This is a genomic window from Chitinophaga polysaccharea (genome assembly GCF_007829335.1).
Lineage (GTDB): Bacteria > Bacteroidota > Bacteroidia > Chitinophagales > Chitinophagaceae > Chitinophaga > Chitinophaga polysaccharea_B.
Window position 1 is genome coordinate 788,890 of sequence record NZ_VIWO01000003.1, and the last position, 12,869, is coordinate 801,758.

Here is a 12,869-nt window from a genome sequence, read left to right on the forward strand (position 1 = left end):
AGTGAAAATAGCGATCTATCAAACGTATGCCGAGCTTTCGGCAAAAGTAGCGGAGCAGGTGATACAGCTGATGTCGGCATATGAAAAGCCGCTGCTATGCCCGGCATCCGGCGATACGCCGGCGGGATTATACAAGGTGCTCGCGGAAAAATACCAGGAAAAACAAGTGGAGGTAGCTGACTGGAGTTTTGTAGGGTTGGACGAGTGGGTAGGACTTAATGGAACAGATGAGGGCAGCTGCCGGTATGCTATCGACAAAGACCTGTTCCGGCCGCTCGATGTTTCCGAAAATAACATTTACTTCTTTGATGGCCGCTCCACGGATCTTCCTGGAGAATGCTCCGCAGCGGAGCAGTTTATCAGTAACAGGAATGGAATAGATGTAGCTATCCTGGGGGTAGGCATGAATGGACATATTGCTATGAATGAACCAGGGTGCGCCATTGATGGCAGAACGCAGGTAATAACATTGCACCCGGTAACGAAGCAGGTGGGTCAAAAGTATTTTAGCCAGCCGCAGGTATTGGATAAAGGGATCACGTTAGGTTTGGGTACGCTCTTGGAAAGCAGGCATATTATTTTAATGGTGAGCGGTCAGCATAAAGCGGCGATTGTCCGGGAAATGCTGGAGGCGCCTGCAACGAATGAAGTGCCGGCCAGCCTGTTGTTACAGCATCCATCGGTAACCGTATTTTTAGATGCAGCTGCGGCAGCCTCTTTATCAAATAAGTAATGATATGGAGAAAACGCAGATAATAGGCGTTGACCTGGGAGGAACTAATTTACGTGCCGGCATTGTCAATGAAAGCGTTCGTGAGTCTGTTGTATCGAAACCCCTGTATGCACAGGGAAACAGGACACAAATCCTGGAACAGATTTTTGGCATCATCGACAAAATCATCAACCCCGGGGTGAAGGCCATCGGGATTGGAGTGCCTGGACTGGTAGATCCGGCCAGCAGGATACCTTACGATATCGTGAATATCCCATCGCTGAATGAAACAGATCTCCGGGCAGTGTTGGAGCAGCGCTACCAGGTAGCCGTCAAAATTGAAAATGATGCCAACTGTTTCGCGTTGGGAGAATTTCATTTCGGCACCGGGCGTTCATTCACCTCCCTGGTGGGATTGACGATAGGAACCGGACTGGGCGCGGGAATTATAGCAGGGGAGCAGGAAGTAATATCTTAGGCGCAGCAGCATTGCATTTGTCAACGGCTGACCGACGCCTGTAGTCAATGAATAACCAATAAAATTTTTATGTATGGCCGATAATACAGATGCAGCCAAGCATTTTGATGCCATTGTGATTGGTAGTGGTATCAGTGGAGGCTGGGCTGCGAAAGAGCTGTGTGAAAAAGGAATGAGAACACTGGTGTTGGAACGGGGGAGAAATGTGGAACATGTGAAAGACTATCCTACGGCCAATACGCCGTCCTGGGAATTTAAGTACCGTGGTGCTGTGCCGAAAGAGGTATTGAAAGCCAATCCTTATATCAGCAGGGCGGCAGGATACGACGACAGTACCGCACATTTTTTTGTAAAGGATGCCGACCATCCCTATATCCAGGAAAAACCTTTTGAATGGATACGAGGGTACCAGGTGGGTGGAAAATCGCTCATATGGGGACGGGCCTGCGCACGCTGGAGCGAAATGGACTTTACCGCCCCGCACCGCTATGGGTACGGAATTGAGTGGCCCATCGGCTATGAAGATATTGCGCCGTGGTATAGCCACGTCGAAAAATTCATTGGCGTTTGCGGAAACAAGGAAGGCATTGCTACCATGCCGGATGGCGAATTTCAGCCAGCATTTGAATTGAATTGTGTAGAGCAGCATATAAGTGATGTGGTAAGAGCGCAATTCAACCGGCACTATGTATCCGGCAGGTGGGCCCAGGTAACGCAGCCGCAGGAGGTTCAAAAGGAACAGCATCGCCAGTGCTTAAGCCGCAATCTCTGTATGCGCGGATGTCCCTTTGGCGGCTACTTTAGTTCCAATGCATCTACACTCCCCTGGGCGGAAAAAACAGGGAACCTGACCATACGGCCTTTCTCCGTAGTACATTCCATTATTTATGAAGAACAATCCGGTAAGGCAACAGGCGTAAAAGTGATCGACGCCAAAACAAAAGAAGCGACGGTGTTCTATGCAAAGATTATTTTCCTTAATGCCTCCGCCTTAAATACCAATCTTATTTTGCTGAACTCTACCTCCAAACGTTTTCCGAATGGGCTGGGGAACGACAATGGGTTGCTGGGGAAATACATTTGCTTTCATAATTACCGGGCTGGCATGAGCGGGGAGTTCGACGGCTTTGAAGATAAGTACTACAAGGTATCGAAACCGTCGGAATGTATTATTCCCAACTTCCGCAACGTGTATGAAAAAGACACCGACTTCGTAGGCGGCTACGTCATCTTCAGCGCTGCTTACCGCGAAAAGCTAAGCGACAAAAACTTGCCGGCTGCGGTAGGACCTCAATTTAAAGAAGCGATCAGCAAACCGGGAAAATGGGGCGCCTATATGTATATGCAGGGCGAAACGATTCCCAAGAAAAGTAATCATGTAAGACTGAGCAAAGATAAAAAAGATGAATGGGGCATTCCGTTGCTGATCACCTCCGTAGATTATGACGACAATGATGACCGGATGGTAAAGGATTTTATTGAACAGGGAAAAGCCATGCTCACTGCTGCAGGCGCTAAGAATATTGCAGTGTACGACAACCATCAGCCGCCCGGACTGGATATCCATGAAATGGGCGGGGTACGCATGGGGAAAGATCCTGCTACTTCGTTGCTGAATGAATGGAACCAGTTGCATCATTGTAAAAATGTATTCGTGACGGATGGCGCCTGTATGACAAGTACGGGCAACCAGAGTCCCTCTATTCTTTATATGTCATTAACCGCGAGAGCTGCTACCTATGCAGTGGATCTGCTAAAAAAAGGAGCGTTGTAAATGGACCGTCGCGAATTAATCAAAACAATCGCCGTGCTGACCGGGGCAGCATTTGTTGGCGGCGAACTATTTCTCTCCGGATGTAAAGGAAAAAAAGACCTTCTTTTCAGTAATAATGATATCGCCTTCCTGGACGAGGTGGCGGAAACCATTATTCCCCGCACCAATACACCGGGAGCGAAAGATGCCGAAGTGGGTAAGTTTATGGCCTTATATGCCGCCGATTGTTATGATAACACGCAACAGCAGTTATTAAAACAGGGAATTATACAGTTAAATACGGCATCGAAAGAGAAATTTAAGCAGCCTTTTATACAACTTTCTACGGAACAAAAGCAATCGTTGCTCAGCGGTATCGATGGCGCAGCAAAGCGCCAACATAACACAGACGATACGCCGCATTATTTTACCTTAATGAAGCAACTCACCTTACTGGGTTTCTTTACTTCTAAGGCCGGTGCCACTCAAGTACTGCGCTATCTCCCTGTGCCGGAGAAATATGAAGGATGTATTGCTTATAGTGGAGAAACGGCGTGGTCTTAAGCAATGAGGCATACTCCTGCAACTGTCACACATTAAATTGAGCGCGTGAAGAAATTAACCATCATCGGCTGCCTGGTTTCAGCAACCGCTTTTGCGCAGCACCCCGGGCAAATAGATGCCGCCCGTTTACCGGCGCAGTCGCCACATTATCAGCCAGAATATACGTTTGATGAGCCGGTAGATCCTGCTGCCTGGAGGGGCCAGGCCAGCGGTTTACATGCGGCTTTCGGTTCCACGGAACATGCTTATTTCAGAACAGCTGTACCCTCGCAAAAGGTGACCGCTACCTGGGAAGTTACCGGCTGGAAAAATGAACGGCTGAATGCACAATTGCTGGTATGGTCGCCCGACAGCCTTCGCCAGGTACGGTTTACCATAGGTGATCTCATCAATGAAAATGGAAAGGTGATTCACCACCAACACGCGAAACTGCATTTGGTGCGATATGTATTGTCGAACTACCCTTACGGGGCAAAGGATGCCAACTGTGAGAAGACACCCTATACGCAGGGATTCCTGATGCCGGACCGGTTTGAAGATTTCGACCGGTTCGACCTGCCCGGCAAAACCACCCGGCCGGTGTGGCTTTCGCTCGATGTACCTGCAGATGCAGCACCAGGACAATACACCGGCAAAGTGATGGTACATACCGAACGTTATACCGATACGTTGTATATAAAGATCCGGGTGCAACAACAATTGTTGCCGCCACCGCACGAGTGGCAATACCGCCTTGATCTCTGGCAAAATCCATGGACGGTGGCCTGGTCTAATCACCTGGAACCCTGGTCGGCCGAACACAAGGCGTTGTTGAAGAAACATCTGCAACTATATGCCGATGCCGGAGGTAAATACATTACCACCTATGCCGTACATTCTCCCTGGTCAGATAATTCCTATATGATAGAGGGAGGCATGATCACCTGGATAAAGCAAAGAGATGGCTCCTGGAAATATGATTACCATATCTTCGACGATTATGTGGAAATGGCCATGGCATTGGGTATCGATAAAGCCATTACGATCTATACCCCGGTGCCCTGGGGTAACCGTTTCCGTTATACCGATGCCGTCACCGGCAATTATGTTTATGCGCAATGGGCGCCCGGCACAACTGAGTACCGCACCCGCTGGCATGATTTCTTAACTGATCTGAAGGCACACCTGGAAAAGAAAGGCTGGTTCAGCAAAACTTACCTGGGCATCAATGAAAATGAGATGAACCAAACATTGGCCGCCATTAAAGTGATCAGGGAACATTCCCCGAAATGGCGTATCACTTATGCGGGTAACTGGCATACAGAACTGGATACCTTGCTGGATGATTACTGTTACCTGTATGGTAACGAGCCTACAGACGCCCAGCAGCGGCAACGTAGCGCCCGGGGAGCTACCACTACTTTTTATGTGTGCTGTAATCCGCCAGTACCCAACAACTTTGTATTTTCTCCTCCTATCGAAGGGCGCTGGATCAGCTGGTATTCTTTTGCACGTGGCTATGATGGCTTTCTGCGCTGGGCTTACGATGGCTGGCCGGAAGACCCGGTGAGGGATGCCCGTTTTGGCTCATGGCCTGCGGGAGATTGCTACCTGGTATATCCCGGAGGTAACAGCTGCATCCGTTTCGAGAAGCTGCGGGAAGGGATGGTGGATTACGAAAAAATCCGTATTCTGAAAGCGCAGGCAGCAGCATCTGGCAGCAAAGCGGCAAAGCGCGCGTGGTTAGCCCTGGAGCAGCACCTGGGAGTTTTCGCTAAAGAACATGATTTTAATGAAGAGAAGATCACGGGAGATGTAGATAAAGGAAGAGCATTGATAACGGCTTTGAGCGATGCGTTGGGGCGTTAAGAGAATAGCGATTATTTAAGCAGCAACTTAATATTCAGTTCATATCTGGATATTAAGTTTGCTCCCGATATGGAAAAGCTAACGGACCGTCAGTTGTTATCACTGATTCAAGAGGGGAATCATGCTGCTTTCACTAACCTGGTGAATATTTAAGATTGTTTAGTATGCGTTCCGAACTTTTTATTGACTGAGGTTGAATTACAGTGGAGAAAATTATCTTCATGACATCATATTGTAATATGATACCCCTGTTCTGATTTGATATGGCAGCACTGCTATATCAATTTGTTTACCCTCAATCAAAATAGCCATGAATGCTAAAATGCTTTCCCTGTTCCGTTACCCATTTCCCACGCTGAAAAATCCTTTTGCAGATGCTTTGCAAGAGATTACCGACAATCAATGGATCGATGGTGAATATCGTTGGTTATACAAAGATGATCCGCAGACCCGCCAGAAGTACAAGAAAACAAAGACGGCCCATATTGCGTCGCAATGGTTTCCTACCAGCAGCCAGGAACGCCTGAAACCCGTTTGCCGCTTTATGTTGTGGACGCTCTTTAACGACGACAAATACGAAGAAGGAACGCCTGAGCAGATCCGCTTTATCCACCAGCAATCTATCGCAGTATTAAAAGGAGAGGTGAGTGCCGCGCAATCAGGTATTCCCCTGGGAGGACTGTTGGCCTCTCTGCGGGAAGAGCTCCTGCCATTCATTTCAGAAGAATCGTTGCAACGCTTTATTGCAGGACTCTCCAGGTATTTCAGGGGGGTGGAGCTTGAACTGGAATACAAGCAGAAAAAAGCTTTTCCCAGTATAGAAGAATGTATTGCCATACGGGAAGATTCGCTTTGTTTGTATCCTTTCCTGGAGCTCACCGACCTGGAAACCGGTATTCCATTGCCCCCGGGCGTTAATGAGCACCCGGTGTTGCAACGATTACGTGCACTCGCTGTACGGATGATGGTTTATTTTAACGAAGTACAGTCTGTTATGAAAGATGAAGCTACCGACAGCATCTATTACAACGTAGTGAAGGCTATCCAGTATAATAAAAACCTTTCGCTCGAAGAGGCATGCCTGGAAGACGTCCGGATTCACAATGAAGAGCTTAAGGAGTTTGTCCGCCTGCAGCAATCGCTGCCCGATTTTGGTGAATGGCAGGATGTGGTCGTAAACCGGGTGCATTATATCAGTATGACCTTGAGTGGATGGAAGTCGGTATCATCGCGGCTGGAGCGATACAATTCCTTACATGGTTTTCCCTCCGCGGAAATAATCAAAAAGACGGCGTTATCCGATTAATAGTATCAAAACCCTCGCTCCGTACAAATCTAAAAAGTAAGTTATGCAAAGAAAATTAAACATGCCGCCACTGAAGTATCCATGGGATCATTTCCCTCCGTCGCATCCTGACTACTTTACGGAAGAAGAGCGGCAGTGGCTGGACGAGGACTATGCCACATTTATGATGGAAGGAGCCACCACGAAAATCAAAGGACACAACCTGGCAAACGGAGCGTCCTGGATGGCGCCTACTACAACTAACATTCAACATCTGCGGCCTATTGCCCGTTTCTTTTTGTGGCTTACTTTATATGATGATTATTATGAGCGCTGGCCGGTAGATAAAATAGCGATAGAAAGAGATCGCATCATAGGTGTGATACTGGGTGATACGCCTAAACCCACCGATACCGGGATGTACCGGCAGATAGCTAAATGCAGGGACGAGTGGCTTACTTATATGCCGTATGAATGGATTGAGCGCCTCGCTAAAAACATGTACCGCTACACTACTTATGGCATAATGGAAGAAGCACCCTATCGCCGGGAAGGGCGCTATCCCAGCCTGCTGCGGTTATCGTTTCTCAGGGAATACACCATTGCCATGTATCCTTACGGAGATATGATAGAAGCCGGCATGAATTATATGGTGCCAAAGCACATTATGGAACATCCGGTTATTATGCGGCTGAGAACATTGTTGTGTCGCATCATGGCAGTGCAGAACGATTGGTATACGCTGGAAAAAGAGATGGTGGACAGCAAGTTTGAAGTATGTAATCACATCCTCGTGTTGAAGTATGAACGCAAGATATCGCTGGAAGAGGCCATACAGGAAACCGAACGTATCCATGATGCCTATGTGGATGAAATGGCCGCGATAGTATCCGATTTGCCCGATTTCGGAATTCATCAGCAAGACATAAAAAACTATGTATACCATATCACCCTTAACATCACGGGACTGGACGATTGGTATAATGGAGTTACTGTGCGGTATATACCCTCTGAATTTCCAAAGCACGTTTACCAGGCGGCTCAGGCATCGAAAGGTTGATGATCCTTTAACGGGTACTTGTTAAATGACTGGATGTGCCAAAACCGGACACCCGCCACCGGTTGCCAGGTATTTTTCCTTTTTTGAAGGCAATGCTAACTGCCCTGATATTTGTTGTATTTTGAGATAAAACAACGACTATCACCAGCCAATGAACGACGCCATTATAAATAACCTACGACGGCACATCGAGCCGACTCCGGAAGAAACGGCCATTTTTCTATCCCTGGCAGTCGCTAAAACCGTTAAAAGAAAAGAAATTTTGTTGAAAGAAGGAGATGTGGCCAGGCAGCAGTTTTTTGTTATCAACGGTTGCCTGCGCACTTACACGATCAACGCCAACGGGAAGGAGCATGTGTTGATGTTTGCGCCGGAAGATTGGTGGTGCAGCGGTGATTTGTATAGTTTTTTGTCCGGGCAAAAGAGCGTCAATAACCTGGAGGCGCTGGAACCCACCACGTTGTTACAAATCAGCAAAGACAACCTGGATATTTTGTTCCAGCAGGCTCCCACATTCGAACGGTTTTTCCGGATATTATTTCAAAATGCTTTTGTCTTCCATCAAAACAGGATAAATGCCAATCTCTCACAACCTGCGGAGGGGAGATATGAATTATTCACCAAGGCTTACCCTGACCTTGAAAGCCGGATTTCACAAAAATATATTGCCTCCTATATTGGTGTTACACCCGAATTCTTCAGCCAGATGAAAACAAATATGTTTCGTAAAAAATCTTAAGGTACCTTATTTTCTGGCGTATGCCTGGGGCGTTGCTTTGTAGTATAAAATCATTACAAACATGGAACACAAAGCAAACGTACCCACCATTTTCAGCGAAAAGCCTTTTGCAGAAAAGAAATTTATTGAGATAAAAGGCCGCCGTATGGCTTACATCGATGAAGGCGAAGGCGACCCAATCGTATTTCAACATGGCAATCCTACCTCATCTTATCTCTGGCGGAACATAATGCCTTATTGCCGGGGTCTTGGACGCCTTATTGCCTGTGATCTGATTGGCATGGGCGACTCAGAGAAGCTGCCCGGTTCCGGACCGGAGCAATATGCTTATTCCGTGCAACGCAGTTTTCTTTTTGCCCTTTGGGAAGAGTTGAAGCTGGAGAGGAATGTGACGCTGGTGCTGCACGACTGGGGTTCTGTATTGGGCTTCGACTGGGCCAATCAACACCGCTCCCGCGTACAGGGGATCGTTCACATGGAAGCGCTGGCGATCCCTTTTAAGTGGGATGAATTTGAACCGAAGGTGCGTGACCTTTTCCGCACATTGCGCTCTCCCGCCGGTGAGGAGTTGGTGTTGAAAAACAATGTGTTTATTGAAAAAGTACTGCCCGGAGGAATTTTCCGGGAACTCAGCGAGGCAGAGATGGCGGAATACCGGCGACCTTATCTTAACGAGGGAGAAGATCGCCGCCCTACCTTATCATTTCCACGCCAGATTGCTTTGGACGGATCGCCCAAAGAAGTCGCTGAAGTGGTGACTGACTATGGAAACTGGCTTAAAGAAAGTCCGGTTCCCAAGCTCTGGATTCATGGCAATCCCGGCGCCGTAGAAAACGACAGCCTTCGGGCGTTTTGTAATACCTGGCCCAATCAGACAGAGATCACTGTAAAGGGAAAGCATTTTTTACAGGAAGATAGCCCAATGGAAATAGGTGAAGCCATTGCCGGGTTTGTAAGAAAGTTGCGCTAGTTAATGCAGCGCACCACCGTCTTCCAGTGGGTTGGGTTTCAGCGTTTGTACAGCCCCTTCTGCGGTGGTCTTCAGTTTACTTTTGTCGATTTTATCCCTGAATGCTTGCCGGAATGCCTCGCTGGGTCCCTTCAGCAGGATGATGAGCGAGCCATGCTCCCGGGCATAAGGATTCGTGATGCTGTCTACCAGCTGCACCTCTTTGAACTCTTTGATAAAGGCATGCTGCATTTCCTGTTTATCGTCTGTAACAAGCAGCAACACTTCGAACTGATCGAAATCGCGGGGCATCCAGTAAAGGAAGCTGGCATTGTCGCTGTATGCGGGTGGAAGATGGTATTTCGGACCATAATAATTCACGGCTCCCGCTTCGCCGTAGTTATCGCAGAACAACAGCGTGCGGGCCTTCTCTGTGCTGTTGAGGGAGGCATAGGCGTTGGCCACCTTTTGGGTCATCTCTTCCCAGGACAACATATCTGCGAAATCCTGGGGCAGGGAGTGGTCCTGGAGGTCTTCCCAACGGAGGAATCCCACTTTACTGGCCAACGGGTGACGAACGTAATATGCTGCCAGTGGGGCGGGCGCCTTAAAAGGCAGGAGGAGCGGGGCCAGGCGGATGCCTATGAAAAGACTGAAGGCAATCATACCTATCTTCCACCACTTATTCGTCCAGGCTTCCAGCACAGGAGCACCGAAAGCGAACAGGATCGGGTAAGCCCCTTGTGAATAATAGCTTTTTCCATGGCCTACCATCAGGAGTGCGAGTGTCACGAAGAATGCCCAGGCAATGAACCGGTATTGTTTCGTGCGTGCTACCCAAACGAGGCCGGTTACCCACGTAAACAACGTGGCCACATTATATAGCAGTTGGTCCTTTAGGAAATCGGAGTTACTCACGTACTGAAGCAGGCCATCATGAAGCGCTTTCATGTGGTAGATAACCGGAAAGCCATTGCGAACTTGCCAGAGCAGGTTAGGCAGGAAAAGTAAGAAGCTCAGGCCGATCGCATAATAGAAATGGCGGTTGGTGAGGATCTTCCGGTCCCAGGTGAGGAGGAGACCCGCCATCAGGCCCGTGGCATAAAAGACCATCGTGTACTTACTAAGCATGCCCAGGCCGAAGCTAAGACCGGCCATGTAAAGATGCAGGGGCTTTTCCGACTGCTGAAACCTGGTTAGCCCGTAGGCCATCGCTGTCCAGAAGAATATATCCAGGAAGTTTGGCTGGAAGAGGAAATGTATCCTGAGCCAGGCGCCTGCCACGAAGGGCATCCAGGCCAGGACCAGGGCAAACCAGCGGCCGCCCAGGTGGAGCACCAAACGGCCTGCGAGGAGGTATGTCAGGGCGCCACCCAGCGAAGGCCATATTTTGATGGCCCACGTCGCGCCACCCAGGAAGTTTGTCAGCCAGGCAAAGACAGAAAGCAGCGGCGGTACCTCCATATAGCCCCAGGCCATATGCCGGGCTTCCGCCAGGTAAAGGAATTCGTCCCGGTGAGGGCCCCAGGCGGGATCCTGGAGAAAGAAGGGTAAAATTAACTTGATCAGCGCCAGGAGATAAAGAAGATGAATGGGTTTCATAGGAAAAAGATAAAAAAAATTGGCAGCATTCAGCAGAAATTTTGATCTTTAACCGATGAAACCTGTTTTAACTATTCTTCTCTTTGCATGCGTGCTTTTTTGCAAAAACACCTTTTCGCAAACTTCGTTCAAGGTTATTCCGCTTGGTGTGAAAGGCGGTATCGATGAAAGCAATCTGTCTGCCTACATGATTGCACCAACCGGAAGCAATGACTATGTATGCCTCGATGCAGGCACCTTACATTATGGCATTGAAAAAGCAGTACAGGCAAAACTCCTGCGAGGCACCGCCGAAGAGGTATTGAAGAAAAATATCAAAGGATATCTCATATCGCATGCGCACCTGGACCACCTGGCAGGTATGATCATCAATTCGCCGGATGATAGCAGCAAAAACATTTATGGCCTCGATTACTGCGTGGATGTGCTCAAGGATAAATACTTCTCCTGGAAAAGCTGGGCTAACTTTGCCGACGAAGGCGAGAAACCTGCACTGGGCAAATACCATTACACGGTACTTACGCCAGGTATAGAAATACCTTTACAAAATACCGACATGGAGGTAACCGCTTTTTCATTAAGTCATGCCAGCCCATATCAAAGCACCGCTTTCCTGGTGCGTCATAACGAGGCCTATGTGTTGTACCTGGGCGATACAGGGGCCGATTCGGTGGAACATTCAGATAAAATGCATCAGCTATGGCAGCACGTGGCGCCGCTACTGAAAGCCAAAAAATTGAAGGCGCTTTTTATTGAAGTCTCTTTCGCCAATGAACAACCGGATAAACAATTATTCGGGCATCTTACCCCACGCTGGTTAATGTCCTCATTAGAGGACCTTGCTTTGCTTTCCGGTAAGGAAGCGTTAAACAATTTCCCGGTGGTGATCACGCATATCAAACCTGGCGGCAACCGTGAACAGGTGATTCGTACGCAGCTAAAGGCTTACAATCCGCTGCATGTGAAGTTGATCATCCCTGAACAAGGGAAGCTGCTTGCATTTTAAAGGTTGAAGGAAACAGCTCCCGGTTACTAGCGTATAAAAGGCAGTATTTCATTATATGGTTTCTGGGTGATAATACCATAGAGGGCGAGCAGGAATAAGAGAAATACGACTATTAGAGTGAAAGGCTTATACCTGAAGGCAATGCCTTTCTTTGCAGCATATTTATAGTAGAGTAGGGTGCCTGCCAGGTATATACCGGTAAACAGCAGTATGATAAAATTGACCTGCATATTGGTTAGTTAACGCCTTTTTTAACAATCATTTTACCGGAAATATATAACCCTATCAATAAAACCAGGATGGATGTTCCAATTTGAGTTAAATATTCCGCTACCCATGCTACTAAAATAGCTACGATATGAATCTTTCCGTTTGCGTCGGGTTGAAACATTTTACCTGAAAAAATATAGTAGGCGAAAGCTACAAAAAGCCCAAACCACACAAGGGCGTAAACATAGTCTAATGGCTTTTGACTGAATGTAAATTTTTTGTTCATTTCAATGTTATTTTAAAGTAGGTGTAATCTGCATCAATGATATAAGTATTTTTTAATACGACCGCCTTTAAATGAATATTCGGGAATAATGGATTCATATTCGTTGGGGAATGAGTTTTATTCGGCCACTTAAGATCGGATAAATTACTGGTAAACAGTACTCTATCAAAGAAAAGAACGGGAAAGAAGCGTTTAGTTTCAACGGGACAACGCTTTGTAGCTCTATCGTTTTTGCAGAAATATATGCGAGACAACCGGAGCATCGTTCATAGTCTAATAAAAGAGGCTGTATCATAAATAAATGGTACAGCCCTTTTTTTATTTTTGGTATTTATCGGGCGTTTATCCACGTTTCAGGTGGAGAAATATATTGATTT

General features: G+C 47.5%; 13 protein-coding genes. 10 read left to right on the top strand and 3 right to left on the bottom strand.

The features are described from left to right. The first annotated feature begins 1 nt into the window (after window position 1). The 9 genes from FHW36_RS14655 to FHW36_RS14695 all read left to right on the top strand — a co-directional run bounded on the left by FHW36_RS14655 (window position 2) and on the right by FHW36_RS14695 (window position 9,409). Window positions 2-733, top strand: a complete 732-nt coding sequence (locus FHW36_RS14655) for a 6-phosphogluconolactonase (RefSeq protein ID WP_145670170.1) — start codon at window positions 2-4, stop codon at window positions 731-733. Window positions 734-737: 4 nt separating this feature from the next. Further along, window positions 738-1,190, top strand: coding sequence for an ROK family protein (locus FHW36_RS14660; RefSeq protein ID WP_186452448.1), 453 nt, complete (start codon window positions 738-740; stop codon window positions 1,188-1,190). A gap of 73 nt (window positions 1,191-1,263) precedes the next feature. Further along, window positions 1,264-2,964, top strand: coding sequence for a GMC oxidoreductase (locus FHW36_RS14665; protein ID WP_145670176.1), 1,701 nt, complete (start codon window positions 1,264-1,266; stop codon window positions 2,962-2,964). Continuing rightward, window positions 2,965-3,507 (top strand): gluconate 2-dehydrogenase subunit 3 family protein, encoded by a 543-nt coding sequence (locus tag FHW36_RS14670; protein ID WP_145670181.1) that lies wholly within the window; start codon window positions 2,965-2,967, stop codon window positions 3,505-3,507. 45 nt (window positions 3,508-3,552) lie between these two features. After that, on the top strand, window positions 3,553-5,355 hold the full coding sequence (locus FHW36_RS14675; RefSeq protein WP_246121154.1) for a DUF4091 domain-containing protein: 1,803 nt from the start codon (window positions 3,553-3,555) through the stop codon (window positions 5,353-5,355). A gap of 310 nt (window positions 5,356-5,665) precedes the next feature. Continuing rightward, window positions 5,666-6,661 carry a terpene synthase family protein gene (locus FHW36_RS14680; protein ID WP_145670183.1) on the top strand — a complete coding sequence of 332 codons (996 nt, stop codon included), beginning with the start codon at window positions 5,666-5,668 and terminating at the stop codon, window positions 6,659-6,661. Window positions 6,662-6,704: 43 nt separating this feature from the next. Then, on the top strand, window positions 6,705-7,700 hold the full coding sequence (locus tag FHW36_RS14685; protein WP_145670186.1) for a terpene synthase family protein: 996 nt from the start codon (window positions 6,705-6,707) through the stop codon (window positions 7,698-7,700). 151 nt (window positions 7,701-7,851) lie between these two features. Next, window positions 7,852-8,439, top strand: a complete 588-nt coding sequence (locus FHW36_RS14690) for a Crp/Fnr family transcriptional regulator (protein ID WP_145670190.1) — start codon at window positions 7,852-7,854, stop codon at window positions 8,437-8,439. Between the two features lie 61 nt (window positions 8,440-8,500). After that, window positions 8,501-9,409 (top strand): haloalkane dehalogenase, encoded by a 909-nt coding sequence (locus FHW36_RS14695; protein ID WP_145670192.1) that lies wholly within the window; start codon window positions 8,501-8,503, stop codon window positions 9,407-9,409. On the opposite strand, the gene FHW36_RS14700 is transcribed toward FHW36_RS14695, so the two are convergent. Then, on the bottom strand, window positions 9,410-10,990 hold the full coding sequence (locus FHW36_RS14700; protein WP_145670195.1) for a glycosyltransferase family 39 protein: 1,581 nt from the start codon (window positions 10,988-10,990) through the stop codon (window positions 9,410-9,412). It lies immediately after the preceding gene. Window positions 10,991-11,138: 148 nt separating this feature from the next. Here FHW36_RS14700 and FHW36_RS14705 point away from each other — a divergent pair, with 148 nt between their 5' ends. Beyond that, entirely contained in the window at window positions 11,139-11,996 is an 858-nt protein-coding gene (locus FHW36_RS14705) for an MBL fold metallo-hydrolase (protein WP_246121155.1), read from the top strand. A 26-nt stretch (window positions 11,997-12,022) separates the two neighbouring features. Here FHW36_RS14705 and FHW36_RS14710 read toward each other — a convergent pair whose 3' ends face one another. Next, the gene (locus tag FHW36_RS14710; protein ID WP_145670201.1) at window positions 12,023-12,226 is read right to left on the bottom strand and encodes a hypothetical protein; all 204 of its coding nucleotides are present in this window, start codon (window positions 12,224-12,226) and stop codon (window positions 12,023-12,025) included. 5 nt (window positions 12,227-12,231) lie between these two features. After that, window positions 12,232-12,492 (bottom strand): hypothetical protein, encoded by a 261-nt coding sequence (locus tag FHW36_RS14715; protein WP_145670203.1) that lies wholly within the window; start codon window positions 12,490-12,492, stop codon window positions 12,232-12,234. Window positions 12,493-12,869 lie beyond the last annotated feature (377 nt).